General features: G+C 63.9%; 27 protein-coding genes. 13 read left to right on the top strand and 14 right to left on the bottom strand.

The window, feature by feature from the left end; all coding sequences use genetic code 11:
* Positions 1–228 precede the first annotated feature (228 nt).
* From ACGLHT_RS16680 to ACGLHT_RS16665, 4 genes are all read left to right on the top strand, one after another.
* Positions 229–1,263, top strand: coding sequence for an acyltransferase (locus ACGLHT_RS16680; protein WP_137163495.1), 1,035 nt, complete (start codon positions 229–231; stop codon positions 1,261–1,263).
* Between the two features lie 58 nt (positions 1,264–1,321).
* On the top strand, positions 1,322–1,906 hold the full coding sequence (gene nfuA, locus ACGLHT_RS16675) for a Fe-S biogenesis protein NfuA (protein WP_003250416.1): 585 nt from the start codon (positions 1,322–1,324) through the stop codon (positions 1,904–1,906).
* Between the two features lie 348 nt (positions 1,907–2,254).
* Entirely contained in the window at positions 2,255–2,863 is a 609-nt protein-coding gene (locus ACGLHT_RS16670) for an SCO family protein (protein ID WP_024086651.1), read from the top strand.
* Positions 2,864–3,346: a copper chaperone PCu(A)C gene (locus ACGLHT_RS16665; protein WP_085592211.1), complete on the top strand. Its 483-nt coding sequence runs from the start codon at positions 2,864–2,866 to the stop codon at positions 3,344–3,346.
* Positions 3,347–3,473: 127 nt separating this feature from the next.
* Here the strand turns inward: ACGLHT_RS16665 and ACGLHT_RS16660 are convergent, their stop codons facing one another.
* From ACGLHT_RS16660 to ACGLHT_RS16625, 8 genes are all read right to left on the bottom strand, one after another.
* Positions 3,474–3,701, bottom strand: coding sequence for a hypothetical protein (locus ACGLHT_RS16660; protein ID WP_003260451.1), 228 nt, complete (start codon positions 3,699–3,701; stop codon positions 3,474–3,476).
* Positions 3,702–3,773: 72 nt separating this feature from the next.
* Positions 3,774–4,607, bottom strand: coding sequence for an AraC family transcriptional regulator (locus ACGLHT_RS16655; protein WP_025338486.1), 834 nt, complete (start codon positions 4,605–4,607; stop codon positions 3,774–3,776).
* Positions 4,604–4,918, bottom strand: coding sequence for an AzlD domain-containing protein (locus ACGLHT_RS16650; RefSeq protein WP_046615691.1), 315 nt, complete (start codon positions 4,916–4,918; stop codon positions 4,604–4,606). Before ACGLHT_RS16650 ends, ACGLHT_RS16655 begins: the two co-directional genes overlap by 4 nt.
* The gene (locus ACGLHT_RS16645; RefSeq protein ID WP_137163496.1) at positions 4,915–5,607 is read right to left on the bottom strand and encodes an AzlC family ABC transporter permease; all 693 of its coding nucleotides are present in this window, start codon (positions 5,605–5,607) and stop codon (positions 4,915–4,917) included. Before ACGLHT_RS16645 ends, ACGLHT_RS16650 begins: the two co-directional genes overlap by 4 nt.
* 223 nt (positions 5,608–5,830) lie before the next feature.
* Positions 5,831–6,526 carry a sel1 repeat family protein gene (locus ACGLHT_RS16640; RefSeq protein WP_075044645.1) on the bottom strand — a complete coding sequence of 232 codons (696 nt, stop codon included), beginning with the start codon at positions 6,524–6,526 and terminating at the stop codon, positions 5,831–5,833.
* Between the two features lie 138 nt (positions 6,527–6,664).
* Entirely contained in the window at positions 6,665–7,747 is a 1,083-nt protein-coding gene (locus ACGLHT_RS16635) for a hypothetical protein (protein ID WP_085663179.1), read from the bottom strand.
* Positions 7,748–7,786: 39 nt separating this feature from the next.
* Positions 7,787–8,413, bottom strand: coding sequence for a LysE family translocator (locus ACGLHT_RS16630; protein ID WP_025338491.1), 627 nt, complete (start codon positions 8,411–8,413; stop codon positions 7,787–7,789).
* 2 nt (positions 8,414–8,415) lie between these two features.
* A complete protein-coding gene (locus ACGLHT_RS16625; protein ID WP_137163499.1) occupies positions 8,416–9,204 on the bottom strand; it encodes a YqcI/YcgG family protein in 789 nt (262 codons plus the stop codon).
* A 159-nt stretch (positions 9,205–9,363) separates the two neighbouring features.
* On the opposite strand from ACGLHT_RS16625, the gene ACGLHT_RS16620 reads away from it, so the two are divergent.
* The 7 genes from ACGLHT_RS16620 to ACGLHT_RS16590 all read left to right on the top strand — a co-directional run bounded on the left by ACGLHT_RS16620 (position 9,364) and on the right by ACGLHT_RS16590 (position 20,698).
* Positions 9,364–10,284 (top strand): LysR substrate-binding domain-containing protein, encoded by a 921-nt coding sequence (locus ACGLHT_RS16620; protein WP_075044647.1) that lies wholly within the window; start codon positions 9,364–9,366, stop codon positions 10,282–10,284.
* A gap of 436 nt (positions 10,285–10,720) precedes the next feature.
* Complete coding sequence (locus ACGLHT_RS16615) at positions 10,721–13,081, top strand: DNA polymerase II (RefSeq protein ID WP_274120221.1); 2,361 nt, start codon at positions 10,721–10,723, stop codon at positions 13,079–13,081.
* An 81-nt stretch (positions 13,082–13,162) separates the two neighbouring features.
* Positions 13,163–17,674, top strand: coding sequence for an NEL-type E3 ubiquitin ligase domain-containing protein (locus ACGLHT_RS16610; RefSeq protein ID WP_274120222.1), 4,512 nt, complete (start codon positions 13,163–13,165; stop codon positions 17,672–17,674).
* 198 nt (positions 17,675–17,872) lie between these two features.
* Positions 17,873–18,427: a DUF4174 domain-containing protein gene (locus ACGLHT_RS16605; protein ID WP_047932611.1), complete on the top strand. Its 555-nt coding sequence runs from the start codon at positions 17,873–17,875 to the stop codon at positions 18,425–18,427.
* 163 nt (positions 18,428–18,590) lie between these two features.
* Complete coding sequence (locus ACGLHT_RS16600; protein WP_013971966.1) at positions 18,591–19,082, top strand: hypothetical protein; 492 nt, start codon at positions 18,591–18,593, stop codon at positions 19,080–19,082.
* Between the two features lie 76 nt (positions 19,083–19,158).
* Positions 19,159–20,007: a DUF692 domain-containing protein gene (locus tag ACGLHT_RS16595; protein WP_274079352.1), complete on the top strand. Its 849-nt coding sequence runs from the start codon at positions 19,159–19,161 to the stop codon at positions 20,005–20,007.
* On the top strand, positions 20,000–20,698 hold the full coding sequence (locus ACGLHT_RS16590; protein ID WP_274120223.1) for a DUF2063 domain-containing protein: 699 nt from the start codon (positions 20,000–20,002) through the stop codon (positions 20,696–20,698). The genes ACGLHT_RS16595 and ACGLHT_RS16590 overlap by 8 nt, the downstream gene beginning before the upstream one ends.
* 121 nt (positions 20,699–20,819) lie before the next feature.
* On the opposite strand, the gene ACGLHT_RS16585 is transcribed toward ACGLHT_RS16590, so the two are convergent.
* The 4 genes from ACGLHT_RS16585 to ACGLHT_RS16570 all read right to left on the bottom strand — a co-directional run bounded on the left by ACGLHT_RS16585 (position 20,820) and on the right by ACGLHT_RS16570 (position 24,209).
* Positions 20,820–21,308, bottom strand: a complete 489-nt coding sequence (locus ACGLHT_RS16585; RefSeq protein WP_046615678.1) for a DoxX family protein — start codon at positions 21,306–21,308, stop codon at positions 20,820–20,822.
* A gap of 14 nt (positions 21,309–21,322) precedes the next feature.
* A complete protein-coding gene (locus ACGLHT_RS16580; protein WP_025338500.1) occupies positions 21,323–21,940 on the bottom strand; it encodes a ferric reductase-like transmembrane domain-containing protein in 618 nt (205 codons plus the stop codon).
* 245 nt (positions 21,941–22,185) lie between these two features.
* A complete protein-coding gene (locus tag ACGLHT_RS16575) occupies positions 22,186–23,472 on the bottom strand; it encodes a HAMP domain-containing sensor histidine kinase (protein ID WP_274120224.1) in 1,287 nt (428 codons plus the stop codon).
* The gene (locus ACGLHT_RS16570) at positions 23,469–24,209 is read right to left on the bottom strand and encodes a response regulator (RefSeq protein ID WP_003250463.1); all 741 of its coding nucleotides are present in this window, start codon (positions 24,207–24,209) and stop codon (positions 23,469–23,471) included. The genes ACGLHT_RS16575 and ACGLHT_RS16570 overlap by 4 nt, the downstream gene beginning before the upstream one ends.
* Before the next feature lie 220 nt (positions 24,210–24,429).
* Here ACGLHT_RS16570 and ACGLHT_RS16565 point away from each other — a divergent pair, with 220 nt between their 5' ends.
* Both ACGLHT_RS16565 and ACGLHT_RS16560 read left to right on the top strand, forming a co-directional pair.
* Positions 24,430–24,705, top strand: a complete 276-nt coding sequence (locus ACGLHT_RS16565; protein ID WP_274120225.1) for a DUF2790 domain-containing protein — start codon at positions 24,430–24,432, stop codon at positions 24,703–24,705.
* Positions 24,695–25,231 (top strand): thioredoxin family protein, encoded by a 537-nt coding sequence (locus tag ACGLHT_RS16560; RefSeq protein ID WP_170929310.1) that lies wholly within the window; start codon positions 24,695–24,697, stop codon positions 25,229–25,231. The genes ACGLHT_RS16565 and ACGLHT_RS16560 overlap by 11 nt, the downstream gene beginning before the upstream one ends.
* Positions 25,232–25,350: 119 nt before the next feature.
* On the opposite strand, the gene ACGLHT_RS16555 is transcribed toward ACGLHT_RS16560, so the two are convergent.
* Together ACGLHT_RS16555 and aroQ are read right to left on the bottom strand one after the other, a co-directional pair.
* Positions 25,351–26,199: a shikimate dehydrogenase gene (locus tag ACGLHT_RS16555; protein ID WP_025338504.1), complete on the bottom strand. Its 849-nt coding sequence runs from the start codon at positions 26,197–26,199 to the stop codon at positions 25,351–25,353.
* Complete coding sequence (aroQ, locus tag ACGLHT_RS16550) at positions 26,196–26,645, bottom strand: type II 3-dehydroquinate dehydratase (protein WP_025338505.1); 450 nt, start codon at positions 26,643–26,645, stop codon at positions 26,196–26,198. Before aroQ ends, ACGLHT_RS16555 begins: the two co-directional genes overlap by 4 nt.
* Positions 26,646–26,754 lie beyond the last annotated feature (109 nt).

Genomic DNA, 26,754 nt, shown 5'->3' with positions numbered 1-26,754 from the left:
GGCTGACCTTTCCGATTACCCTGCGGTCGGACTTGCTGGGTGGTCCTGATCGATTGCAAGGGGGCTGCTTTGCAGCCCTTCGCGGGTAAACCCGCTCCCACAGGTATGGCACCGCTCTCGAGGTCAGCGTTAACCCTGTGGGAGCGGGTTTACCCGCGAACGAGCGCGTAGCGCTCGCCCCTGCATTCGAGCCTGGGCCTCAATGCACCGGCAATTGCAGGGTTCTCCATGCTGTATTCGCTTCAAGCACTGCGGGCGTTCGCCGCCTGGGTGGTGGTCTGCCACCATTTCATGCAGATTTTCTTCGACTTCCAAGCCTCCGGCCCCATCGGCCAACTGCTCACCGACCGCGGCGCCGCAGGCGTCGACATCTTCTTCGTCATCAGCGGGCTGGTCATCTACCTGTCGACTTGCGACAAGGCCATCGAGCCCCGCCAGTTCCTGCTCAACCGGGCGCTGCGTATTGTCCCGGCCTACTGGTTCTACACGGCGCTGATGGCAACCCTGCTGCTGGCCTTCAGTCAATGGATGCCGCACCAGGCATTCACCTGGCACCACCTGCTGCTGTCGCTGCTGTTCATTCCGGCGGAAAACCCCGGTGGCTACGGCTTGTACCCGACCCTGAACGTGGGCTGGACGCTGAACTTCGAGATGTTCTTCTACCTGCTGTTCGGCCTGGCCTTCCTGGTGCGCCAGCGTCATCACCAGTTGCTGGTCACCGCCGCGCTGCTGCTGGCCAGCGAGATACTGGGCCGGCTGGGCGTGCTCAGCCGCTTCTACAACAACGACATCATCTACGAATTCCTGCTCGGCATCGGCCTGGGCGTGTTGCACCGTCGCGGGCTGATCCACCAGGGCCGCTGGCTGCCGTTGGCGTTGCTGGCGGTTGCAAGCCTTGCCATCTACCACCTGGACGCTTCCCGGCGCTTGCTGCACTGGGGCGTGCCGAGCGCAATGATCGTGCTGGCCTTCGTCGCCCTGGAACCGGTGTTCCGCGGCAACCGGCTGCTCAAGGCGCTGGGCGACTGTTCGTATTCGGTGTACCTGGTCCATGTGCTGGTGCTGTACGCAGGCTGGTTCGCCAGCCAGCGCCTGCAGTTGAACCCGTACTTGGTGTTCGCCCTGTGCGTGCCGTCCATTGGACTAATGTCGTGGTTCAGCTACCAGTGGCTGGAGCGCGGCCTGTACCGGCGCATGCAGGCCTGGCTGGCGGCGCCACGGGGGCAGGCCCCTGAATATGCGCTTTCCCGAGTCAAATACTAGGACTTTGTTCGAAGGCCGGGTTGGCGTACACTTGGCCGCAAGTCTGTGAGGAACCTACATGAGCGCTATAACCATTACCGACGCCGCCCATGACTACCTGGCCGATCTGCTCTCCAAGCAGAACACGCCTGGCATCGGCATTCGCATTTTCATCACCCAGCCGGGCACCCAGTACGCCGAAACCTGCATCGCCTACTGCAAGCCGGGCGAAGAGAAGCCTGACGACACCGCCGTGGGCCTGAAGAGCTTCACCGCTTACCTGGACGCGGTCAGCGTGCCGTTCCTGGAAGACGCACTGGTCGACTATGCCACCGACCGCATGGGTGGCCAGCTGACCATCAAGGCGCCGAACGCCAAGGTGCCGATGGTCAACGAAGACAGCCCGATCAACGAGCGCATCAACTACTACCTGCAGACCGAGATCAACCCCGGCCTGGCCAGCCACGGCGGCCAGGTGAGCCTGGTGGATGTGGTCGACGACGGCATTGCCGTGCTGCAGTTCGGTGGTGGTTGCCAGGGTTGTGGCCAGGCCGACGTGACCCTGAAGGAAGGCATCGAGCGCACCCTGCTCGAGCGTATTCCCGAGCTGAAGGGCGTGCGTGACGTGACTGACCACAGTCAGAAAGAGAACGCCTACTACTGATGTAGAGGCAGGCGCGGTCTGTTGCGTGTGGGAGCGGCCTTGCGTCGCGAAAGGGCCGCGAAGCGGCCCCAGCAATATCAGCTTCGCCGCCAATATCCCGGGGGCTGCTGCGCAGCCCTTTCGCGACGCAAGGCCGCTCCCACAACGACCGCACAATCTGGTCAGGCCTTAGCAACAAAGTGTTACCGTTTCAACCCCTGCGACAACAGGCCGCAGCCCGTATTCAAAGGGCTGCAGCCAATCCTTGCCTTCGTCGGGTAGAACCCCTCGGGGTGTCGTGCCAGAATGCCCCGGTTTTTCGACCGGCCCGTCCCGAGGGCCGGCACCTTCCCTGTAAAGGATGGTTTCATGAATGATCTATATACCCGGCGCGCAGTTGTCGCCGGGATGGGCGTTCTCGGGCTTGGCCTGCTCGCAGGCTGCAGCCCGGCCCGGGGGCTCGAGTTCAAGTACGGCAAGAACATGAGCAACGAAATCCTTGGGCGCAAGTTCAGCCTCAAGGACACCCAAGGCAATGTGCGCACCCTGTCGAGCTTCTACGGCAGCATGCCGATGATCTTCTTCGGCTTCACCCAGTGCCCGGCCGTGTGCCCGACCACCCTGGCGCGCGCTGCGCAAATCCGCAAGCTGCTGCGCGGCCGCGATCGCGACCTGTTCCAGGTGGTGTTGATTACCCTGGACCCGGAGCGCGACACCCCCGAGGTGCTCGATGCCTACGTGAAGGCGTTCGACCCGTCGTTCACCGCGCTGACCGGCACCCCCGAGGAAATCGCTGCGGTGGCCAAAGAGTTCAAGGTGTTCTACGAGAAAGTCCCGGCCGGTGATACCTATACCGTCTCTCACTCGTCCACCAGCTACGTCTACGATACGCGTGGCACCCTGCGCCTGAGCCTGGGCCATTCCCTGACCGCCCAGGAATGCGCCGAAGACCTGGTCACCCTGATGGAGATCTGCTGAATGTCGATGCAACCGATCAAGCAGGGCCTGGCTGCCCTGGTCCTGATGGGCCTGGCGCTGCCGGCCCTGGCCCAGACCACCGTGAGCGACGCCTGGGTGCGGGCGACCGTGCCGCACCAGCAGTCCACCGGTGCCTTCATGACCCTGACCGCCAGCAGCGACAGCAAGCTGGTGGGCGTGGCTTCGCCTGTGGCCAAGACCGTGCAGGTGCACGAGATGACCATGAACGGTGATGTGATGGGCATGCGTGAAGTCAAGGCGGTCGAGTTGCCGGCCGGCAAGGCCGTAACTCTCGACCCGAACAGCCTGCATGTGATGCTGATGGGCCTGAACAATCAGGTGAAGGAAGGCGAGAAAGTGCCGCTGACCCTGACCATCGAAGATGCCAAGGGGGCCAAGGAAACCCTGGACGTACAGGCCGAAGTGCGTGCGCTCAACGCGGAGGCGGGCGGTGGGCATGATCACATGCACATGAAGCACTGATCAGGCTGAACCCTTTGGGGGCGCTTTGCGCCCCATCGCGACACAAGGCCGCTCCCACAGGAGAACGCGTATCCCCTGTGGGAACGGCCTTGTGTCGCGATGGGCTGCCAGGCAGCCCCCGGTTCAATCAGCTGCGAAACTTGGGCAGCGGCCTGTCGAGGGTCAGCGAGGTCAAGGTCTTGCGGACCTGGGCCTCATCGGCCTCCAGGGCCTTGAGACTTGCGCGGATCTTGCCGGCGGCGGGCACGTCGCCCTGCCGGTCGATCCAGTCGGCTATCTCCTTGCAGGCACTGCTCAGGCAGGCCTGGCGCTGGTTCATCAGCGACAGGAGGGTGGTGAGCTCTCTTTCGGACATGGCAGGATCCTCCATTCAGCCTTGTCAGTGTAGCAGTGGCTGGCCGGCCCGCCTGAGGCCGGCTGTCGCAGCTCAGCCCTGCAGGCAGGCGCTGCGATAAGCCCCTGGCGTTACCCCATAGGCCTGCTTGAACTGCCGGCTCAAATGGCTCTGATCGGCAAAGCCCAGGTCGAACGCCACCTCCGAGGCAGCCCAGCCACGCTTGAGCATTTCCCGCGCACGGGCCAGGCGCCGCTGCTTCAACCAGGCATGTGGCGGCAGGCCGGTGGCCTGGCGGAACACCCGGGCGAAATGGAATGGCGACAGGTTGACCGCCGCCGCCAGGGCCTCGAGCGAGGGCGGGTCGGCCAGTTGGCTTTCCAGCAGCTCACGGGCGCGGGCCACTGCCAGCGGTTCGTGGCCAGGCGCGGCTGGTTCGGCGCATTGCCCGTGCCGTTGCACCAGGGCCAGCACCGCCTGGCGCCAGGCGGTCTGCTGCTGCAGGGCGCTGGCACCGGCTTCGGACAGCTGGTGCAACTGGCTGAAGGCAAGCGCCAGGGCCGGGTCGTGGATCACGCTGTCCTTGAAGCTGGGCATGCCGTGGCGGCCCAGTTCCAGTTCGTCGAGCACCCCGGTTACCCGTTCATGTTCCGGGTAGAACCCTCGGTAGCGCCAGCCCGCTTCGTGGGCGGTGGCCCCGGTGTGCAGTTCGTCGGGGTTGATCAACACCATGCTGCCGACCGGCGCCAGGTGCTCGCTGCCGCGATGCCAGAAGCGCTGGGCGCCCGACTCGATCACGGTGAATACATAGCCTTCATGCACATGCGGGGCGAAACGCTGCTGGAAATAGCGCGCGTGCAGCATCTCGACGTCGCCCAGTGCCGGCGCCTGCCAGAGGTGTGTCTGCTCGCGCAGGGGCGTGCTCATGCCAGCCAGCTGCGCAGGAGGAAGAAGATCAACATGCTCACCAGCATGCTCAGCAACACGCTGCGGGTCAACAGCACCAGGGCGATGGCCACCAGCGAACCCAGCAGGTAGGGGTTGAGCAGGCTCAGGTTCAACTGGTGCTCGGGCATGAAGATGATCGGGCCGCAGATTGCGGTGAGCATGCCCGGCACGGCAAAGCCGAGGAACTGCCGGGCGTTGGAGCTCAGGCGCAAGGGCAGGCGCGGCTCCAGGAACGCATAGCGGTTGAGGAACACGATGGCGCCCATGGCAAGAATCAGGACCCAGGTCATGCGCGGGCTCCGGTGAATTTCTGGCAGACGAAACCGGCGCTCATGCCCAGCAGGCCTGCGGCCACCAGGGCGGTTTCCCAGTGCCAGTAGCTGAACAGCACCGAACAGAGCAGCGACAGCGCCACGCACACCAGCGTGGCCAGGTTGCGCACCAGCGGCGCGATCAGGGCGACGAAGGTGGCGACAATGGAAAAGTCCAGGCCGAGCTGGTCCAGGTGCGGAATGTTCTGCCCCAGCAGGATGCCGGCCAGGGTGAACAGGTTCCAGGCGACGTAGAAGGTCAGGCCCACGCCCAGGGCGTACCAGCGGTTGAACTGCTGCTGGTCGTACTGGCTGGTCAGGGCGAAGAACTCGTCGGTGAGCAGGAAGCCCAGGCCCAGCCGCCAGCGCAGCGGCTGGCTGGACAGCACCGGGCGCATCGTCAGGCCATACAGCAGGTGCTGCGAGGTCAGCAGCAGGGTGGTCAGCAGGATCGACGCCAGGTTGGCGCCGCCCTTGAGCATGCCGATCGCCACCAGTTGCGCGGCACCGGCGAAGACGATGGCCGACAGCCCTTGCCCCTCCCAGGCGCTGAGGTTGGCCTCGATGGCCATGGAGCCGGCCAGCAGGCCCCAGGGGGCGACGGCCAGGGACAACGGGAGGATGGCGATGGCGCCGTGGAGAAAGGCTTGGCGGGCGATGTGGGGCATGGTGGCTGCAGTGCGTGTACGTTGGCAGGCCAGCATGCCAGACGGGGCGGGGGATGGCTTGAACGATCTTGCTATGCCTGGCACGGTCCCTTGTAGGAGCGGCCTTGTGTCGCGATGGGGTGCGCAGCGGCCCCAGGATTTCAGCTTCGCCGCAGATATTGCCGGGGCCGCTGCGCGCCCCATCGCGACACAAGGCCGCTCCTACACGGGAGCCGTGTACGTGTTACGGACGGCTGGTCAGGTGCTGCTGCGCTGTCACGCAGCCGTTGGTGTCCACGGCCTTCTGCAGCAGGCTCTGGCGGTGCTGCGGGTCGAGGTCGCCGAGCAGGCGGTATACCTCGGCCTGGTAGTCACGCTGGCGCCCCCACTGCATTTCCAGGCCTTGTGGCCGGTTGCGGTTGCAGGCCAGGCGCGTGGCCGGTTGCGGGTAATAGGGCGCATACACGGTAGCCATGTTGGGGATGGCCTCCAGCGCAGTACGGTACTCGCTGCTGACGTTATAAGGCGGGCACCAGGTGGCGATGGCCGGCGCCGGTGCGGCAAAGCCCTGTCTGAGGCTGGCTTCGAGCAGCGGGCAGGCGGCATCCGGGATTTGCGCGGCGGGCAGGTAGGTCATGTAGTACAGCGCCAGGCGGTACTGTGCGACCGGGTGGCCCAGCTCCACGGACTTTTTCAGCAAGGCGACGGCTGTCGGCAAGGTGTGGGCCATGGCCTGGCCCTGGCGGCTGAGCTCCGGGTCGCCGCCGATGGCCGTGCGCAGCGTGCTGGCGCCGTCGTCCTGGCTGTCGGCCTGCTCCAGCAGGGGCAAGGCCTGGCGGTAGAGCAGGTCGGCATGAGGGTCGATGCGCACTTCCAGCGCGTGCGCGGCCAGCGGCATCAGGGCGATCAGCAGTGGGGGCAAGCGAAGCATGCGGCTCACAGGCAAGCCCCATGGGGTGCCAGGTACTGATGGATGGCTTCGATGTTCATGGCGGTCAAGCGTGCGCCTCGGGCAGATCGGAACGACGGCCTATTCTAGCCACCCAAGGGGCCTGGCCGGAAGACCACCTGGCAACTGTCAGACGAGCTTGATCGGCGTGACCTTGCGCTGGGCATGTTTTTCCTGGGCCAGGCCAAGCTTGGCGGTAATGACCTTGGCCAGGGCATTGTTGCCCAGGTCGTTCAGGTGCAGGCGGTCGATGAACAGGTCGGCGCCGAACACCGGAGAGCTGCTGAGCATGCAGTTCATGTCATAGCAGGGCACCGGGTCGGCCTGGCTCTTGATGCGACGGAAGAAGGCCGAGTGCAACTGGCTGTCGAACGCGCCGTCCAGCAGCCGGTCGAAATTCGCCGGTCGCCGCTGCAGCGCGTCCAGCATGGCCTGCTCGCCAGCGGGCAGGCTATCCCGGCACCAGGGCAGCAATGGCTGCAGAATGAAGGTGAGGGTGGAATGGCTGTCTGCCAGCAGCCGGTCCCATTGGCGCAAGGTCCGGCCAATGCTGTCGGCGGCACGGGCCAGGCGCTTTTCCGGGGGTGACAGTGGCCAGGTGGCAGGTGTTGCGACCGAGGGCGTGGCCAACGCCTGGCCGATGCGCCGCCACAGCGATTGCCGGCGGGGCGCCGCCGTGGGCTGCATGCCTTCGCTGAAACTGTTGAGAAAATCCTGGTAGGCCTTGGCGTGCCGCGGGTCGCTCAGGCTGGCGAGGACTTCGCAGAGGGCTTCGTGGGCCAGGGTGTTGAGGCCGCTGAGCACCACCACATGGCCGAGCTGGCCAAGGCGGTGTTGGTGGGTCAGGAACATCAGCAGCTCCTGGCTGGCATTGAGCCCGCAGCCAGCCAGGCTCAGCCAGACTTCGCCAGTCAGCATCGACAGGTGCGAGGCCACCGTGTGTTCGTCGGAGCTGGCACCGATGCCCAGGGCGGTGGAGCCGCCGACCAGCAGGTTGATGCGTGACGCACCACCGCGCTCGGCTGCCGAAAAGCGCTTGCCGGCGCAATGGCTGTAGCGCAGGCCCAGGGCATCGGTATTGATGGTGCCGGAGCGGTAGCCGGTTTCGTGCACATGCACGGTGTGCGGGGCGCGCCGGCTGCCCAGCAGCAGAAAGCGCTGGTAGTCCTGTTGCAACGGCGAAGGCGACGGGGTCGTGTCAGTCGCGGTCATGGGTTCTCCTTCTGTTGCAGCGGGCACCTTGCGTCACGTTCAGGCCGCCAGCTCCTTGACGTTGTACAGCAGGCCGCCGGCGGCGATCAGCAGCAGGGCGACCCCCGAGGCCAGGCTGATCATGCGGTTGCTGCGCTGCGAGGCGATCTTTCCGATGGCGAAGATGTACAGGCTGAGCACGGCAAAATCGATGGCTACCCACAGCATCGACAGCACCACCATGCTCTTGCCGAACGATTCGGTGATCTGAATGAACTGCGGGAAGAAGGCGATGAAGAAAATGATGTCCTTCGGGTTGGAAATGCCCACCATGAAACCTTGCAGCAGCCCGCCGCGGCCAGGTTTGGCGAGCTCGCCCGGTGCCTCGGCTGCCGGCGCCTGCAGGGCGTCCCGCAGCGTGCCGACGGCAATGTAGCCGATGAACAGGCAACCCAGCAGGCTCATGGCGCTGAGCCAGGCCTTGTCGATGGCGGCGCTGGTGAGGATGATCCAGGCCGCCGCGCCGATCAGCACCAGTGATGCCCAGTTGGTGCCGACAGCCGTGAACATGGCCTTGCGTGAGCCGGAGGCGGCCGCGGTGTTGACGATCAGTGCCACCACCGGGCCGGGGGTGGCGATCAGTAGCAGGACAGTAAGGGCGTAGGTAGCGGTGAGTGCGGTATTCACGGTCAGGTCTCGATCAGTATGTCGGGTGTTGCCGGCTGTACGGCATGGGCGTGGAACGGGCAGCGGGACGGGTTGAGCGACCCTGCCTCCTGCAGTTGGTACTGCTTCCACTCGTAGTTGTCGGCATCGCCGAAGAAGCCAAGGGTGTCGGGCATGACGCCGTCGTTGTAGTGGTGCACGCGCTCGCGGATGCGTTCGCGGATACGATGGCCGCTTTCGGTGTTGACGTTGGCCACTTCGTCGAAATTCGCCCGCGGGTTGATGACGAAGGTGATGTGTGGCCCCAGGTTGCGGCTTTTCATCTGCTGGTGGCCGGGGAAGTTCATGTTGATGAACAGCGGCATGCCGGCAAAGCAGAACGACCAGGCGTTGTCGTCGGGGTCGGTCGGGATGCCCTGCGGCCAGGGATGCGGGTCGCGCGCGTGCACGCCACGCAACACCTTCCAGGCCAGCGCCTGTTGCTCGGCCAGGGTGTAGTCGGCGGCGGTTTCGAGAAACACCACCAGTGGGCTGCCGATACGCTGCTTGGGTGGGATAGGTGTGACGGTGCGCACGTAGTCGGCCAGGCCCATGGCGATGTCATCGGCCAGCTGCCCGGCGCGGGCGAAGAGGATGTGGCAGGTTGCGCCGTTTACCGCCTTGCGGCCGAACAGGCAGGGAAACTCGGGGTTGGCGAGGACACTGCGAAAATGTTCTACGGCTTTGTAGGTCCAATGTTGCGTGTTGCGCACATGTTCAGCGGCCAGCTCCAGCGCATCCAGGCGATAGCAAGTTCCATAACCCGTCGACATGATTTCCCCAGGCGTAAATTTTATGAACGTTCAAGTCACATGCAGGCAGGATCTTGGTTATGTTTATTATTTACCTGCATTTTCCGAGACGTCCTTGGCGTTGTAAAACGCGTGGAACTATGACCTACTATTAGTCTTACTCATGCTCGGGGCGTCGCCATGTCGGAACGGATTCAGGCTTTGCACGCGCTGCGTGCCTTCGAGGTGGCCTCTCGCTATGGCTCATTTACCCGTGCCGCGGAAGAGCTGGCCCTGACCCAGGGCGCCGTCAGCCACCACATCAAGACCCTCGAAGCCATGTTCGGCTGCGACCTGTTCGAACGCCGCGGGCCGAAGCTGGCCCTGACCGAGCACGGGCGCCTGCTGGCGCAGGAGCTGAAGGTTGGCTTCAAGATCATCGAAAATGCCTGCGCCCTGCTGCGCCAGGACCGCTACGGCCTGCGTCTGAAGGCGCCGTCCACGCTCACCGTGCGCTGGCTGCTGCGGGCGCTGGATGCGTTCAAGAAGGTCGAGGACAACTGCAGCGTGCAGCTGTCCAGCGTGTGGATGGACATCGACAGCGTGGACTTCTACTCCGAGCCCTACGACTGTGCGATCCTCCTGGCCAACGGGCGTTTTCCCGCCGATATCGAGAGTTTCAAGCTGTTCGATGAATGGCTGATCCCGGTGTGCCACCCGGATTACATGGCCCAGGCACAACCGGACCTTGCCGACCTGGCCCAGTGCGAATTCCTGCACCCGTCCCCTGACCGACGAGACTGGCGGCGCTGGCTGGCTCGCATGGACGCGCTGGACATCAGCATCGACCACGGGCAAGTGTTCGATACCCTCGACCAGGGCATCTCGGCCGCACAGCAAGGCCTGGGTATTTCGGTGGTCGACCTGGTGCTGGCCAGCGCCGACCTGTTGGCCGGGCGCCTGGTCACGCCGTTCAAGCACGCGGTGGCCACTGGCGACGGCTATTACATGACCTGGCTCAAGGCCAGCCCCAAGGCGCGGCAGATGCACAAGCTGCGCGAGTTCCTGCTGGGCCAGGTGCCACCGCTGGCCTGCAAGGACATCAATTACCTGTACGGTTGAATACGCGTTCGAGCATGCGGCCGGCCGCCGGCAAGCGCCCGGCGGTGGAGCGGTTTGTGGCGGGGGTGTTTGTCTTGAGGGATTCAGCGCCTGTGGGATCGAGCGCCGCCCGCGCGGCGCTTCGCAGCACAAGGCTGCTCCTACATCTGTTTCGGGCCAGTTATTCCTGTGGCAAAGGCGCGCGGCCACTTGGTGTCCACCTCGATATCATGCCGGGCAAACAAGGCGGTCGCGTGCATTGGGGCAGGCGTAATTGGCCCGAAACAGATGTAGGAGCAGCCTTGTGCTGCGAAGCGCCGCGCGGGCGGCGCTCGATCCCGCAGACGCTGAAAATATTGCGACAAACACCTGCTGCCCCCAACAAAATGCGCTGCGACGGTGCGTCAGCGGTAGAATCGCCGCAATCAGCACAACAAACGATTCAGAGGTCGACGCGGTGGAGTTGCAGCAGGGCTTTGTCCTGACCCGACATTGGCATGACACACCCGAAGGCACCTGCGTGGAATTCTGGCTGGCCACCGACCAGGGGCCACGGCAGCTGCGCCTGGCGCCGCAGGTATCGGTGGCATTCATCCCCCAGGCGCAGGAGGCACACGCGCGGGTGCTGCTGGCCAACGAAGCCGGTGTCGAGTTGCGGCCGCTGCAGCTGAAGGACTTTGACCAGCGCCCGGTGCTGGGCCTGTACTGCCGCCAGCACCGGCAACTGATGCAGCTGGAGCAACGCCTGCGCACGGCCGGTATCGAGGTGTTCGAAGCCGATATTCGCCCGCCCGAGCGCTACCTGATGGAGCGCTTCATCACCGCCCCGGTGCAGTTCACCGGCCAACCGGATGCCCAAGGCGTGCTCTGCGATGCCCAGCTCAAGCCCCTGCCGGGTTATCGCCCGCCGCTGCGCCTGGTGTCGCTGGACATCGAGACCAGCGAGCGGGGCGAGTTGTACAGCATTGCCCTGGAAGGCTGTGGCCAACGCCAGGTGTACATGCTCGGGCCGGCCAACGGCACGGCTGATGGCCTGGACTTCGACCTGCACTACTGCGCCGACCGCGCCGGCATACTGGCCTGCCTCAACCAGTGGATGGCCGAGCACGACCCGGATGCAATCATCGGCTGGAACCTGATCCAGTTCGACCTGCGCCTGCTGCACGAGCACGCCAAGCTGCTGCAGGTACCGCTGGCACTGGGGCGCAATGGCGCGCCGATGACGTTGCGCAGCCATGCCGGTGGTGGCCACGTGTTCGCCGATGCCCCGGGGCGGCTGCTGATCGACGGCATCGAGGCGCTGCGCTCGGCGACCTGGAGCTTCCCGTCGTTCAGCCTCGAAAGTGTCGCCCAGACCTTGCTCGGAGAAGGCAAGGCCATCGACACGCCGTACCAGCGCATGGATGAAATCAACCGCCGCTTCGCCGAGGACAAGCCGGCGTTGGCGCGCTACAACCTCAAGGATTGCGAGCTGGTGACGCGCATCTTTGCCCACACCCGCCTGCTCGAATTCCTGCTGGAGCGGTCTTCGGTCACCGGCCTTGCGGTGGACCGCAGCGGTGGTTCGGTGGCCGCGTTCTGCCACTTGTACATCCCGCAGATGCACCGCCTGGGCTTTGTCGCCCCCAACCTCGGCAGCCGCCCCGACGAAGCCAGCCCCGGTGGCTTCGTCATGGATTCGCGCCCGGGCCTGTACGACTCGGTGTTGGTGCTGGACTACAAGAGCCTGTACCCGTCGATCATACGTACCTTCCTGATCGACCCGGTGGGGCTGGTCGAAGGCTTGCGCCTGCCCGACGATGAACACTCGGTGGAAGGCTTCCGCGGGGGGCGTTTTTCCCGTAGCGAGCATTGCCTGCCGGCTATCGTCGAGCGGGTATGGCAGGGCCGGGAAGCAGCCAAGCGCGAGGGCAACGCGCCGCTGTCGCAAGCGCTGAAGATCATCATGAATGCCTTCTACGGGGTGCTGGGCTCGAGCGGCTGCCGCTTCTTCGACCCGCGCCTGGCTTCGTCGATCACCATGCGCGGGCACCAGATCATGCGCCAGACCCGCGCGCTGATCGAAGCCAGGGGCTACGAGGTGATCTACGGCGATACCGACTCCACCTTCGTCTGGCTAAAGGGCGCCCACGGCGAGGAGGCTGCAGCACGTATCGGCCGCGAGCTGGTAGCCCAGGTCAACCAGTGGTGGCGCGAACACCTGCGCGAGCAGATGAACCTGGAAAGCGCGCTGGAGCTGCAGTTCGAGGTGCATTACCGGCGCTTCCTGATGCCCACCATCCGCGGCACGGACGAAGGCAGCAAGAAGCGCTACGCCGGGCTGGTGCAGCGGGCCGATGGCAGCGAGCAGATGGTCTACAAGGGCCTGGAGTCGGTGCGTACCGACTGGTCGCCGCTGGCCCGGGAGTTCCAGCAGGAGCTTTATGGCCGGATATTCCGCGGGGAGCCTTACCAGGCGTATGTGCGCGATTATGTACGGCGCACCCTGGCGGGCGAGCTCAATGAGCTGATGGTGTACCGCAAGCGTTTGCGCCGGCCGCTAGCCGATTACCAGCGCAATGTGCCGCCGCACGTGCGTGCGGCCCGGCTGGCCGATGACTACAACCGCCGCCTTGGCCGCCCGTTGCAATACCAGCGCGGCGGCTGGATCAGCTATCTGATCACCCTGGCGGGCCCAGAACCCCTGGAAAACCTGCAAGCGCCGGTGGACTACGAGCATTACCTGACGCGGCAGCTGCAGCCGGTGGCCGATGCCATCCTGCCTTTCGTTGGCGACAGTTTCGAAGGGTTGACCGGCCAGCAGCTGGCGCTGTTCTGAAGAGGTGGTAGCTATCTAGCTAATCGCTTGGCAAGCCTGCGTCTAGTGTCGGGCCTTTTGATCAGCCCGAGGCGCAACATCGTGACTACACCCAGCAAGGAACAACCGCCAACCGCCGATACGCTGGCCATGGAGCAGGCCTATCAGGACAACCTCATCGTCAAGCGACTGCCCAGATGGATTCGCCGGCTGCGTATCGTATCGCCGACCGAGCAGAACATCCCGGCCAACGGTCTGTATGAATCGCAGCATGCTGCATTGCGCGAGGCGTTGAAAGATAGCCTGGACTGTCGACAGTGGCTGGAAAAGGAGCTTGCGCGCATCCAGGGCATCGACCGTTTCGTCAAGCCGCTGCTGCAACACGCCATGCAGGAAGAATTCGGCACCAGGGAAAATGTCGATGGCCTGTATTTCAGGCGCTGGTACACCTACACCGCTCCCAGCCAGGGCACCGTGTGGGGGCGCTATCCGGTTTTGGAAAAGGACTATTTCGACGTACCGCTGATCGAGGCGGCACTGGACAACTTCACGCCCGGCGAGGGGCGGAACGAGCAGCACAAGGACAACTGTATCGTCGACAGCCTGTCGCGACGGCTCGCCTCACCAACCGCACCAGCCTTCGCACGCTTGTGCCGCCAGCTGGATCTGGGCAAGCGCTATCAACAGCACCTGGACAGCGTGCTCAAAGCGCCGAGCAGCCAGGCAAGCGGCTGGCGCAGCATGGCTTCGACACTTGCCCAGCTTTACAGCTCGGTCATGCTGATCGATGCCTGCAAGGCTAAAGGTGATGGAGTCCTGAGTGCTGCCGAACTGGACCTGGTGCTAGAGCTATGCAAGCACGGCAGACCTGGCACGTTGTACGAGTCGAAAGTAGTGGCCCGGCAACTCAAGGCGTTCGGCTGCGATTTGCAACAGATCGTGATACTCGATCTATTTCATGACAAAGTCAGCCGCAAGATCCTTGTCTACATTCCCGATGACCCCCACGGTCCCTGGACCGCAAGCCGCGACCTGGAAAGCTTCACCCGTAAGGTCTTGGGCAAGCGTCTGCGAGACAAGCGCTATCAGGATTTCTTCAAACGCTTCGTACGCCGGCGCGACAGCCAGCAGTTCTTCTCCAGGGTTGCCAAGGACCTGGTGAGCGTCGCCGATTGGGCAACCCGGGAAATGGACCAGCACATACGGGACTACCCGCTACCCTTGTTCGCCCACCTTGCCGACGAGCGCATTGCCCATATCAAGGACGATGCTGCGCTGATTGCCACGCCGGTGTCAGAACTGGATCGCAAGGCCCAGGAAGCCCATCAACAAAGGTTGGTTGCCGAGGGTTGGACACTGGCCACCGTGGCGGGCGTGTTTGTCCCCGCACTCAATGCACTGCTGCTGGCGGTAATGGTCTGGGACCTGCTGGGCGAGTTGTTCCAGGCCGTGGAAGACTGGCGCGAGGGCGATACCAGCGCCGCAATGGACCATGTACTCAACGTGACCAAAGACCTGGCCGTGATCGGAGTAACCGCTGTGGTATGGCGGGAAGCGAGCCGGGCCTGGGCCGCATTGGACCAGTGGGTGCCAGCGCGCCTGGAAGACGGCAGCGAGAAGCTCTGGAATGGAGACCTGGTGCCGTTTCGCAGCGCTGCACCTCCCGCTGGGGAAGTGGCCGATGAAATGGGCATCTACCGTGCCCAGGACAGAAGCTGGATGACCATGGACGGCCACAACTATGAAATCGTCCAGCGCGCAGATGAAGAGTGGCAACTGGCACCACGAGATGGTCATGGGCCTTTGTTGCGTCACAATGACGCCGGTGCCTGGCGGCTATGGACCGAGCAACCGGCCAGCTGGACAGACAAGCACCGGATGTTCCGTCGCCTTGGTGAGCGTTTCGCTCGCCTGGATGATGAACAGATTGACCAGGCCATGGCCGTCCATGCCCTGGATGCAGACCATCTTCGGGCGCTGCATGTGTACGGCCGGCCGCCTGAGGCCGAGCTGGTCGATACCGTAGAGCGCCTGCTGATCGACCGCCGGCTGCAAACCCTGCTGGACGATCTGAAGCTTGGGCGGGTGCCGGAGGACGCGCCGTTGCTGGCGAAGGCCCGCGCCTTGCCTGGCGTCACCGAGCAGGGCGGGCCAGCATTGGCGGCGCAGCTCTCGGCAAGGCGGCGCCAGCTGTTTCAACAGGTGTATGACGGGCAGCAGGAGCCAGACGATGCGGCGGTGGCAACCTTGCGCAAGGCATTCCCGAGCCTGCATCGCCGAGCGGCGCGCGAGCTTGTGGGTGAGCTTTCGGCAGAAGGTGCGGAGTTTCAGGCACTGGTCAGCGGCACGGTGCCGTTTCGGCTGGTCGAAAGGGCCAGGCTGAGCGTACTGCGCATACGTGTTGCGCGTGCCTGCGAGGCGCTGTTCATCGAGACGCCCCAGACCCTGGACCAGGCCAAGGTCGCGCTGACGCTGCTGGAGACTCTGGATGTCAGGGAGGCCAGGCCGCGCTGGCGGCTGTACGATGGTGATAGCCCGCAGCCGGTAATGACTACTGCTGGCGACGGGCAGAACTACAGGCTTTTGCATGACAACGGGCAGTTCGAGCTTGAAGATGCGCTAGGCATCGAGCTGCGCGGCCCCGGCGAGCTGTTCGAGACCTTGGCGGCTGCGTTTGCCCCGGCCGATCATGCTGCACTCGGTATCACTGAACCCTACGCCCCGGGTTTGAGAGCAGTGTTGGCCCGGCAAATGCCCGGGCACAGCAGGGTACTCGCTCAGGTGTTGGGCAAAAACCCTCGACAGCCATGGATGCTGGCGCCGCTGCGCCTGGAGGATGGCAGGGTCGGCTACCCGCTGGGCGGCAGCCAGGGACGCTTTGCCCGGCCTGCGTCCCGACCCCGGGCGTTCGAGGCGCGTCTGCGCGACCTTTACCCAGCGTACAGTGACGAGCAGATCGAAGCCTGGCTGACCAACTTGCATGTTTTGGGACATGATACCGACACCCAGCTCGGTGTGCTCGAAGAGCAGGCCCGCCGTTTGAGCGAGCACCTGAAAAGCTGGGAGCGGCGAGGGTTGCTGGTCGGCGAACGAACCGAGCGCAAGCGGTTTCGCAAAGCACTCATGCAATGCTGGCGGGAACGGGTACCCGGTCTAGTTGCACCTGAAGATGAACGTCCGGCTTTGGTGTGGCATTACGAACCGCGCGACCTGTGCTCATTGCCTGAATTGGGCCCACTCTTCAGCTTCCCGCATATTACCGAACTTTCCCTGCGTAGCCTGTTGCTGAAAGAAGTGCCAGAGCAATTCCTGCTTTCATTCCCCAATCTGACCTCGCTGGAACTGAGTTACAACCAATTGCGACGTCTACCAGAGAGCCTGTCGTTGCTCAATGACCTGCGCATACTCGACTTGTCCGGCAATCGCATCTCACTGGACGAACCCCAGGCTCGAGCGCTTGGGCTCTGCAGCCGGTTACGTTACCTGAACCTTTCGGACAACCGCTTGAACATGACCTTTTCTGTGGCGGGGATGAGCCAGTTGGCCGAACTGCGTCTGCGCAATGCCGGGTTGGTATTGCTGCCAGAGGGCATCACGGATTGTCAGACGTTGTACATGCTCGATGCTTCCCACAATTCCATCTCTCTGTTGCCCCCTAACTTCATCCTGTCCACGTTGTGGCGACACGGCTACGTGGCGCTGTCAGGCAATTCTGTGCTTCTGCAACAGGCTGAAGATGCGCAGGCGGCCTGGAAAATTCCGGAGGATAGTTCAGTTCCTCAAAAGTTTATGTGGATGGACCGCCTGCACCCCCTGGACCCCCTGAACCGCCTGCAAGACGATAGGCGCGAAATTCTGGGTATCCTGTGGAGCAGTATCGAGCAAATGGATGGAGTGACAAACTTCATGCGACTGCTGAAACAGCTCACGCGCTCGCGAGACTTCACCCATCCTCGATATGGGGAATTGCTGGCCTCACGCGTTCTGACCATGATGGAAAAGGTGGACAACTCTCCAGCACTGGCCAATGAAATTTTCCCCTTTGCACTGGTTGAGAACTGCCCCGACAATGCCACGGTTGTCTTCCAGCAGCTTGAAATTCGATACTATGTGTGGGAAGCCGAGCAGGCTGCCCCTTCTGGCAACAAGGAACAAGTCCTGGTGAAACTGGCGCGGCAGTTGTGGAGGCAAAGGGAACTTGACTTCATCGCTTTGCGCGAGGCTGAGGCTGCTGGTTGGGCGAGCGAGTCCATCGAGTGGGTGCTTGCCTACTCGATCCGCTTGCGCGAGAGGCTGGACCTGCTTGACAACGCGCGAAGCATGCTCCATTCCGCGATCCCGCACCTGGATGAAGCTTCAGTCACACGCGCCGCTGAGCAGGTAAGACTTAACGAGCCTGGATCGCTGCCGGTGTGGATGGCCCAGCAACCGTTCTGGAAAAATTATCTCGAGCGACGTTATGTACGCGAACTGGAAGTGCCGCAGCGTTTTTACGACCAGTTGGCGGAAGATGCTGATGCAAAGTCCTCCGAAAGGTTGCAGGCGCAGGTCAATGAGTGGACGGAACAAACCGAACTCCAACTGACCAACGAGGCTCTGCGACGGTGGGTATGACAAGGGCGCATTGGACTATGCTCAATTTACGCGTGATAGACGTATTTTGGGGGCTCGGGACAGGGAATGAGCGCACTTGGTAACCGCCGGTTACTGTTCATTCAAACATGGAGGCCTCGTGCTGGTTTACGCTCGCCCGTCGGATCTTTCGCCCTGATCTGTAGTCTTCTGGTTTATCGAGATAATAAGGAGATACGCATGCTCGTCCGGTCACTGACCCTCGCCACCTTGCTCGCGCTCGTCGGCCCTGTGTTTGCTGCCGACAGTGACGCGCCGCTGGCCAAGGAACTGGGCAAGGCCAGGCCCTTGGTCGTCATTGCGCCCAGCAGCGCCGACCCGACCTTGCGTGGGTTGAACGAGGCCCTCAAGGACCCGGCCACCCAGGCCGCCTTCAAAGAGCGCAACCTGGTGGTGTACAGCGTTGCCAACATGATGGGCAAGCGTGAGGACAAGAACCTCGAGCAGCAGACCACCATGGCCCTGATCCGCGAGTTGAAGCTGGGTGCCAGCAAAGGCACCAAGGTGATCCTGGTGGGCAAGGACGGTGAGCGGCACATGCTCAAGGACGACGAAGAGGGAGGGGCTATCGACCCGCAGGTGATCCTCAAGGCGGTCGATGATCTGCCCGCCAGCGAAAAAGCCGTGTCGGCGCCGGAGCCTGTGGCAGCGGCGGCACCGGAACCCAAGGCCAAGGACAGCAAGCCCGCCAAGCCCGCCAAACCTGCCGCGCCGCCCAAGCCGCTGGAAGACTGACCCTGCACGACGGCCCCGAGGCACCTTGGGGCCGTCGTGTATCCCACTGTATCTGCCCACGCTGCAGACCCATTCCCATACAAAACCGCACCCCGCGCGATACATCCACGACATACCGCAACGGCCTAATAGCTCCACATTCCAACCACAGTGGAGCGACACCATGACTCAAGTACGAAACACCCTCGGCCTGCTCGGCGCTGCCCTGATCGGCAGCATGGCATTGAGCAGCAGCGCCTTTGCCGTCGAGCCGTTGGCCCAGGGTTACCAGCTGGCTTCGGCCAAGGTGGCAGGCGAGGGCAAGTGTGGTGAAGGCAAATGTGGTGGCAGCGCCAAGGCCACCCAGGGCGAAGGCAAATGCGGTGAGGGCAAGTGCGGCGCCAGCGCCAAGGCCGGTGCCGAAGGCAAGTGTGGCGAGGGCAAGTGTGGTGATGCCTCGTTCGCCAAGACCGACAGCAACCACGACGGCAAGGTCTCGCGCGACGAGTTCCTGGCGGTGGCCAAGGACCGTGCCGGCGACTTCGACAAGATCGACAGCAACCATGATGGCTTCATCTCCGAACAGGAGGCGGCGGATCACCTCAAGGCGATCTACCAGGCTAATGGCAAGGCCATGCCCGAAGGCTTGTTCAGCCACCTGACCGGCAAGTCCTGACCTTCTGCCCCATGAACCGCGCAACGCCCCTCCTGCTGGTCAGGCGGGGCGTTGTGCCTGTTGCGGAGACCTTTTCATGCACCCCACATCTTTGTCCCCTGTACCTTTAGAGGCCGGGCTAGGCCTGCGTCGCGGCCTGCTGCCGGAACTGCTGGCCATGGAGGCTGGCGCCGTGGACTTCCTGGAATGCGCACCGGAAAACTGGGTTGCCGTGGGCGGTGCCTACGGCAAGGGCCTGGCGCAGTTGGCCGAGCGTTTTGCCATTACCTGCCACGGGCTGTCGTTGTCGCTGGGTGGCAGCGAGCCGCTGGACCGCCATTTCCTTGGCCACACCCGCCAGTTTCTCGATCGCCACCAGGTGCGCCTGTACAGCGAGCACCTGAGCTACTGCAGTGATGACGGGCACCTGTACGACCTGATGCCCATTCCATTCACCGACGAAGCGGTGCGCCATGTGGCCGCGCGGATTCGCCAGGCCCAGGAATACCTGGAGCGGCGCATTGCCGTGGAAAACATCAGCTACTACGCCGCACCGTACCAGGCGATGAGTGAACTCGAGTTCATCCGCGCGGTACTCGATGAGGCCGACTGCGACCTGCTGCTGGACGTCAACAACGTCTTCGTCAATGCCTGCAATCACGGCTACGACGCCCGCGAATTCCTTGCGGGCTTGCCCCAGGCGCGGGTGACCGGCATGCATGTGGCTGGCCATTACGATGAAGCGCCGGACCTCAAGGTAGACACCCATGGGGCTGCGGTGAAGGAGGATGTGTGGGCGCTGTACGCGGTCGCCTGTGCGCGCTTCGGTGCGCAACCGACCGTGCTCGAGCGTGATTTCAACTATCCGCCGCTGGCCGAACTGCTCGCCGAGGCGGCGCGCATCCGCACTGTGCAGCGTGCTGCGGGAGGGCATGCAAATGAATGAGACCTTGCGTGAGCAGCAGTACACCTTGGCCCGGCACCTGCGTGACCCGCAGCGCCATGCGCCGCCACCAGGCGTGGAGGCCCGGCGCCTGAAGGTTTACCGCGAGCTGTTCTATGGTGCTATCGAAGGTTTGCTGGCCGGCAGTTTTCCGGTGATGCGCCAGGCGTTGGGCGAGCCGCGCTGGCATGCCCGAGTGCGAGATTTCTATGCCAACTATCGCAGCCAGACACCGTTGTTCACCGAGATTGCTCAAGCGTTCGTCGATTACCTGCAAGGCATCGAGCTGGATGCGCCCTGGCAGCTGGAGCTGGCGCACTATGAGTGGGTCGAGGCGCAGTTGTATCTGAGCGATGCCGAGGACCCGGCCCATGACCCGGCAGGCGACCTGCTGGAAGGGGAGCCACTGTTGTCGTGTGTGGCACGGGTGTTGGCCTATCGCTGGCCGGTGGAGCGGATCGGGGCGGATTACCAGCCAGCGGTCGCGCCAGAGGCGCCGACCTTGTTGCTGGTTTATCGCGATGCGGAGCTGAAGGTGCGCTTCGCGCGCCTGGCGCCGCTGGCGTACCGGTTGCTGGCATTGGAACAGGGCAGTGGGCGGGCTCGGTTGGAGGCGTTGGGCGGTGCTGTGGAGGAGGGGTTGGCGTTGCTGGAGGGATTGCGCGAGCAGGGGGTCATCATCGGTACAGGTTGAGTGCGGGTACGGGGGGCGCCTTGCGCCCCTATCGCGACACAAGGCCGCTCCTACAGAGGTACACGATCCCCTGTAGGAGCGGCCTTGTGTCGCGATGGGCTGCAACGCAGCCCCGGCGATATCACCTGCAGAACCGCCCTCTGAGCCAATGATCCAGGCTCAACCGCCCAGCCCCTTTCAGCAGCAGTGGCAGCAACGCCACCAGGTAGATCAGCGGCAACTTGAAGTTGCCAAAGCCCTGGTCGGTAATCGCATACCCTTGGGCCAGCTCGGCCAGGCTCGACCAGTGCGCCGGCCAATGTACCGCGGCAATCGCCACCACGGTCACCACCATCAGCCCCAACGAGGCCAGCCGGGTACCCAGCCCCAGCAACAGCAGTAACGGCAGGATCAGCTCTGCCCACATCGATAGCTGCCAGTTCAGCTCTGCAGGCAGCAGGTTGAAGGGGAACGGGAAGTTCGCTTGCAGGTCGGCGAACCAGTTGCTGCCATTGAATTTCTCCCAGCCGGATTCGAAAAATTCCCAGGCCAGGAACAGCCGCAACGGCAGGTCGGCGCTCCAGGTACCGAAACGGTCGAAGGTGGTCAGGGTGCGGGTCAAGGTGGTCATGCTGGTTTCTCTCTTCAGGAAAGGGCACGGGCGTTACGGCGTTGCTGGCGGGCCAGCTTGGCGGTGAGCTTGACGGCGATGGCGCTGAACATCAGGGCGAACGCCAGCGGGTACCAGCCGCCCATTGGGATGCGTTTGTAGAACGACAGGCAGAACACCGCGGCCAGTACCCACATGCCGGTGCTGTGCAGGGCCTGCCAGGCACGGCCACCCAACAGGCGCATCGGGGCCTTGAACGAGGTGATGGTGAGCAGCAGCAGGAACAGGTAGCCGAGGGTGCCGGGCAGGCTGGAAGTGAGCGTGCGGCCGGCCCAGAACAGCTCGGGGAATTGCTGGGCATAGCGGTAGATCAGTACGCCGTGCACGGTGTGGGAAAAGGCGAATGCCAACCCCAGATAGCGCCGTTCCTGGAGGATGCGGCGGCTGCTGGTGCCAGGCAGCAAGGTCACCAGCGACGAGGCCAGGAAGGCCAGCAGGAATAGCGCGAAGGAGCTGCGCGCAGTGGCACGGATCGCGCTGCGCAGGCCGTCCGGATCAGGTTGGCTGGCCAGGACCACGGCAGTCATCGCCAGGGTCAGGCCGGCGAGCGTGGCGAACAGCTTCCAGCCGGAGGGAAGGGTGAGGGGTTTCATCTGGAGGCTCCCGGGGTGTGGTTGTGTGACCGGGAGTGTGTCGGGGTGGGGTATCTGCAGTGTGTCGGCGGTGGTGGGGTTGTGTATCGGAGTGTACTGATACTTCAAGCGCCACCTGCTTTTTGTGGGAGCGGCCTTGCGTCGCGAAAGGGCCGCAAAGCGGCCCCGGCAATTCATGCGACGAAGCTGAAAACCTGGGGCTGCTGCGCAGCCCTATCGCGACGCAAGGCCGCTCCCACAAACTGTCATTTGAGCTCGATCTGCGCGCACAGCCCGCCGCCTGCGCGGTTGCTCAGGGTCAGTCGGCCGCCCATGGCCTGGATCAGCTGATGGGCAATCGCCAACCCCAGCCCGGTGCCGCCGGTGCTGCGGTTGCGTGAACCTTCCACGCGATAGAACGGCTTGAGCACTTCATCCAGTTCGCCACCGGGTATGCCTGGCCCGTTGTCGAGCACGCGGATCAGGGTCCTTTCGCCCTCGCGGCACACCTCCAGCTCGGCAGCACCGGCAAACTTGAGGGCGTTGTCCACCAGGTTCACCAGCACTCGGCGCAGGGCATGCGGGCGGGTTTCCAGCAGACTGCCGCTGCTGCCATGGCGCTCGACCTGGGCGCCACTGTCCTGGTAATCGAACACCAGGCTGTCGAGAAAGGCATCGAGGTTGACCCGGCACGGGGCCTCGGTGCTGGTGTCCATGCTGCGGGCATAGGCCACGCCTTCGCGCACCAGGTGTTCCATTTCACCCAGGTCGCTCCACAGCTTGTCCTTTTCCACCCCTTCGTCCATCACTTCGACACGCAGCTTCATGCGCGTGATCGGTGTTTGCAGGTCGTGGGAAATGGCCGCCAGCAACTGCATGCGTTCCTTGAGGTACGCAGCGATGCGCGCCTGCAGGGCGTTGAAGGCCACGGCGGCGTAGCGCACCTCGCGCGGGCCGCTTTCATCCAGCTGCACGCCAGGCTTGTCCGGGTCGAGGTTGTCCACCGCACGGGCCAGGCGGGTCAGCGGGCCGATCGCCAGGCGTACCGCCAGCCAGGTGCACAGCAACAGCACGGCCAGCTGGATCAGCAACACCACGGGCAGCCAACGTGCCACCGGGACCGGCGATGGGGTGACGTCGATGGTCAGCGGTGCGCCATCGGCCAGGGTCAGGTGTGCCTGGAAGTGCGCATTCGGGCCGGGGATTTCCTGGAAGGAAAGGCGATAGTCGGCGCCAATGGCCTTGACGATCGAGTCGGCGGCCATGGGCGGGTCGCTGGTCGGCATGGCTTCGCCCGCCAGGCCCTGGTCCAGCCGGTAGCGGTAGGTACGCCGCTCCAGGCGTGGCAACCAGGCGGCGCGCTCGGCCGCGGGCAGGCGGTCGAGGATGGCCACCGAGGTGGCCACGTCCTGCTCCAGGGTGCTGAGCATCATCGAGCGGCTGCTGATGTAACGCTCGTAGGCCTGCAGGCCGAACGACAGGCCGTAGGCCAGCACCAGGCCGGTGAAGAAGATCAGTGCCAGGCGCGAGGCCAGGGTACGTGGCCACTTCATGATGGCGACTCGAGCAGTTGCACCGGCAGCGAGAACACGTAGCCCTCGCTGCGCACGGTCTTGATGCAGCTGGGTTCGCGGGCGTCGTCACCCAGGCGCTGGCGCAGGCGGCTGACCAGCAGGTCGATGGAGCGGTCGAAGATGTCGGCTTCGCGGCCCTGGGTCAGGTTGAGCAACTGCTCACGGCTGAGCACCCGCTGCGGGTGGTCGAGAAACACCCGCAGCAGGCGGTATTCGGCACCGCTCAGGGCGACCAGGGTGCCTTCGCTGTCGAGCAGGTGGCGCGCGGTGGTGTCCAGCCGCCACTGGCCGAAGCCGAGCAGGCGGCTGCTTTCGCTGATGGTCAGGTTGGGCGGCAGCATGCGCGTGCGGCGCAGCACGGCATTGATACGGGCCAGAAGTTCGCGGGCCGAGAACGGCTTGGTCAGGTAATCGTCGGCGCCCATTTCCAGGCCGATGATGCGGTCGGTTTCGTCGTTGCGGGCGGTCAGCATCAGCACCGGGGTGTTGCGGTGCTTGCCGGCGCGCAGCTCGCGGCACAACAGCAGGCCGTCGTCGCCGGGCATCATGATGTCCAGGACGATCAGGTCGACGCTGTTGGCTTCGAGAAAGGCGCGCATCTGCCGGCCGTCGGCGACGATGCTGGTGCGCAGGCCGTTCTTCTTCAGGTAGTTGCCGACCAGTTCGCGGATTTCGCGGTCGTCGTCGACGATCAGGATGTGATCGACGTGTTCCATGCGCTGCGTTCCTGTGCAAGAAGGGATGGGCGCAGTGTACCGAGCGCAATCGCGCTTGCCTGCGGGGGTTTGTATTGCAGTGTATCTGGCATGTGTACAGACACAGGAGGAAGCACATCACAGCTTCGGGCGACACATACGGGATACCTGGCCGGCGTGAAATGGCTCTCGACCGGGGAGCACAACTCCCCACCCTCAAGCGTTACACAGGAGAGATGCCATGAACTTCAATACCTTCGCCCGTGCCAGCCTGTTCGCCGTGCTCAGCTTCGGCGCCATTGCCGCCCAGGCCTCCACGATGCCGATGGACGATACCGGGGTCATGCAGTACCGCTACGGTGACCACCTGGATGTGAAGAAAGTGCTGTCGATACAGGATGACCAGAGCGACGCCTGCGGCCTGGTGAACACCCGCATGGACTACCTCGACTCCAACGGCCAGCAGCAGAGCGTGCAGTACCGCACCTACGCCACCGGCGGTTGCCATGAGAATTGATCGCCGCTTGTTGTTGAAGGTTGGCGGTATTGCCCTGGCGCTGGCCGGCCTGGGCCTGGCCGGGCACCTGATGGCCCGCGACAGCTACGGTGCCATGCCGTCGCTGTCCGGCGCCAGCCAGTGGCTGAACTCGGCGCCGCTGGATGGCCCTGGGCTCAAGGGCAAGGTGGTGCTGGTGGACTTCTGGACCTGGGACTGCATCAACTGCCGGCGCAGCCTGCCGCATGTGAACGAATGGGCGCGGCGCTATGCCGACCAGGGCCTGGTGGTGGTCGGCGTGCACACCCCGGAATACGACTACGAGCACGATATAGGCACCTTGCGTGACAAGGTGGCCAGCCTGGGGATCGGTTACCCGGTGGCGGTGGATAACGACTACAAGGTGTGGAATGCCTGGGGCAACCAGTTCTGGCCGGCGCATTACTTTGTCGACCGCAAGGGGCAGGTGCGCCATGTGCACTTTGGCGAGGGGGATTACGGGGGGCAGGAGCAGGTGATACAGGCGTTGCTGGATGAGAAAGGGTGAGTTGTCTGTGCCGGCCTCTTCGCGGGCTTGCCCGCTCCCACAGGGATTTGCGTAATCAGTGAAATTTGCGCAGTACCTGTGGGAGCGGGCAAGCCCGCGAAGAAGCCAACCCCTGTCTGTCAGGTGAAACTGGCAAAGTGCGCCTGCATCCGCGCCGCATCTGCCTGGCGCCCGCTGAACAGCTCGAACGCCTTCACCGCCTGGAACACGGCCATGTTGCTGCCATCCAGGGTGCGGCAGCCTAGCGCCCGGGCGGCGCGCAGCAGTTCGGTCTCCAGCGGGAAGTAGATGATCTCCGCCACCCACAGGCGCGCATGCAGCAACTCCACCGGCAGCGGTGTGCCCGGCAGCTTGGCCATGCCCACCGGTGTGGTGTTGACCAGCCCGTCCGCCTCGGCCAGGGCCGTGGCCAGGTCGTTGCCGACCACGGCGCGCCCGGCACCGAAGTGGGCATTCAGGTTGTCCACCAGGGCCTGCGCACGGGCCGCGTCCACTTCGAACAGTACCAGCCGCTCGACCCCTTCACCCAGCAGGGCATGGGCCACGGCCGAACCGGCACCACCGGCACCCATCTGCACTACCTGGCGCCGTGCCACATCAGGCAGGCCACGGCGCAAGCCTTCGGCAAAGCCCAGGCAGTCGGTGTTGTGGCCGACCCGCTTGCCGTCCTTGAGCACCACGGTGTTCACCGCGCCGATGCCGCGGGCTTCGTCCGACAGTTCGTCGAGCAACGGCAGGATCGCCTGCTTGAACGGGTAGGTGATGTTGAGCCCGGTGAAACCGGTGTGCTGGGCGGCGTCGAGCAGGCCGGGCAGGGCGCTGTCGTCCAGTTGCAGCTGGTCGGCATCGATCAGCCGATACAGGTAGCGCAGCGCCTGGGCATCACCTTCGTGTTCGTGCAGGGCAGGGGTGCGCGACAGCTGGATGCCACGGCCGATCAGGCCGGCGAGGATGGCTTGCTGGCTCATGCGCTGTGCTCCTGCAACATTTCGGCGAAGTGGCTGATGGCCATGCGGTAGCCATGGCTGCCCAGGCCGCAGATGACCCCGACGGCGATGGACGATACGAACGACAGGTGACGGAACGGTTCGCGCTTGTGCACGTTGGACAGGTGCACTTCGATCACCGGTACTTCGCTGGCCACCAGGGCATCGCGGATGGCCACCGAGGTATGGGTCCAGGCACCGGGGTTGATCACGATGCCGGCGCAGCGGCCACGGGCGGCATGGATCCAGTCGATCAGTTCGCCTTCGTGGTTGGTTTGGCGGAATTCGATTTCCAGGCCGTGGGCATGGGCGGTATCGGCACAGCCCTGGGCCAGGTCGGCGAGGGTTTCGTGGCCATATTGGGCAGGCTCGCGGGTGCCCAGCATGTTCAGGTTGGGGCCGTTGAGCACGAGAATGAGGGGCTTCATGACGGGCATCGCTTTGTTGTTGTTGGATGCGTCTAGTTTTGTACCGACTGGTTAGTTTAGTCAATTGGACTAAACCGCTGTACCGGGAAAGTGGGCGATTATCGAACTC

This window comes from Pseudomonas sp. PsB (assembly GCF_043658375.1).
Taxonomy (GTDB): Bacteria; Pseudomonadota; Gammaproteobacteria; order Pseudomonadales; family Pseudomonadaceae; genus Aquipseudomonas; species Aquipseudomonas putida_Z.
Note: the sequence above shows the minus strand (reverse complement) of the source record. Positions and strands in the feature narration are given on the sequence as shown.

Coding starts and splice junctions, on each gene's coding strand:
- ACGLHT_RS16680 (WP_137163495.1), top strand. CDS start 229: ATGCTGTATTCGCTTCAAGCACTGCGGGCGTTCGCCGCCTGGGTGGTG.
- nfuA (WP_003250416.1), top strand. CDS start 1,322: ATGAGCGCTATAACCATTACCGACGCCGCCCATGACTACCTGGCCGAT.
- ACGLHT_RS16670 (WP_024086651.1), top strand. CDS start 2,255: ATGAATGATCTATATACCCGGCGCGCAGTTGTCGCCGGGATGGGCGTT.
- ACGLHT_RS16665 (WP_085592211.1), top strand. CDS start 2,864: ATGTCGATGCAACCGATCAAGCAGGGCCTGGCTGCCCTGGTCCTGATG.
- ACGLHT_RS16660 (WP_003260451.1), bottom strand. CDS start 3,701: ATGTCCGAAAGAGAGCTCACCACCCTCCTGTCGCTGATGAACCAGCGC.
- ACGLHT_RS16655 (WP_025338486.1), bottom strand. CDS start 4,607: ATGAGCACGCCCCTGCGCGAGCAGACACACCTCTGGCAGGCGCCGGCA.
- ACGLHT_RS16650 (WP_046615691.1), bottom strand. CDS start 4,918: ATGACCTGGGTCCTGATTCTTGCCATGGGCGCCATCGTGTTCCTCAAC.
- ACGLHT_RS16645 (WP_137163496.1), bottom strand. CDS start 5,607: ATGCCCCACATCGCCCGCCAAGCCTTTCTCCACGGCGCCATCGCCATC.
- ACGLHT_RS16635 (WP_085663179.1), bottom strand. CDS start 7,747: ATGACCGCGACTGACACGACCCCGTCGCCTTCGCCGTTGCAACAGGAC.
- ACGLHT_RS16625 (WP_137163499.1), bottom strand. CDS start 9,204: ATGTCGACGGGTTATGGAACTTGCTATCGCCTGGATGCGCTGGAGCTG.
- ACGLHT_RS16620 (WP_075044647.1), top strand. CDS start 9,364: ATGTCGGAACGGATTCAGGCTTTGCACGCGCTGCGTGCCTTCGAGGTG.
- ACGLHT_RS16605 (WP_047932611.1), top strand. CDS start 17,873: ATGCTCGTCCGGTCACTGACCCTCGCCACCTTGCTCGCGCTCGTCGGC.
- ACGLHT_RS16600 (WP_013971966.1), top strand. CDS start 18,591: ATGACTCAAGTACGAAACACCCTCGGCCTGCTCGGCGCTGCCCTGATC.
- ACGLHT_RS16595 (WP_274079352.1), top strand. CDS start 19,159: ATGCACCCCACATCTTTGTCCCCTGTACCTTTAGAGGCCGGGCTAGGC.
- ACGLHT_RS16590 (WP_274120223.1), top strand. CDS start 20,000: ATGAATGAGACCTTGCGTGAGCAGCAGTACACCTTGGCCCGGCACCTG.
- ACGLHT_RS16585 (WP_046615678.1), bottom strand. CDS start 21,308: ATGACCACCTTGACCCGCACCCTGACCACCTTCGACCGTTTCGGTACC.
- ACGLHT_RS16580 (WP_025338500.1), bottom strand. CDS start 21,940: ATGAAACCCCTCACCCTTCCCTCCGGCTGGAAGCTGTTCGCCACGCTC.
- ACGLHT_RS16575 (WP_274120224.1), bottom strand. CDS start 23,472: ATGAAGTGGCCACGTACCCTGGCCTCGCGCCTGGCACTGATCTTCTTC.
- ACGLHT_RS16570 (WP_003250463.1), bottom strand. CDS start 24,209: ATGGAACACGTCGATCACATCCTGATCGTCGACGACGACCGCGAAATC.
- ACGLHT_RS16565 (WP_274120225.1), top strand. CDS start 24,430: ATGAACTTCAATACCTTCGCCCGTGCCAGCCTGTTCGCCGTGCTCAGC.
- ACGLHT_RS16560 (WP_170929310.1), top strand. CDS start 24,695: ATGAGAATTGATCGCCGCTTGTTGTTGAAGGTTGGCGGTATTGCCCTG.
- ACGLHT_RS16555 (WP_025338504.1), bottom strand. CDS start 26,199: ATGAGCCAGCAAGCCATCCTCGCCGGCCTGATCGGCCGTGGCATCCAG.
- aroQ (WP_025338505.1), bottom strand. CDS start 26,645: ATGAAGCCCCTCATTCTCGTGCTCAACGGCCCCAACCTGAACATGCTG.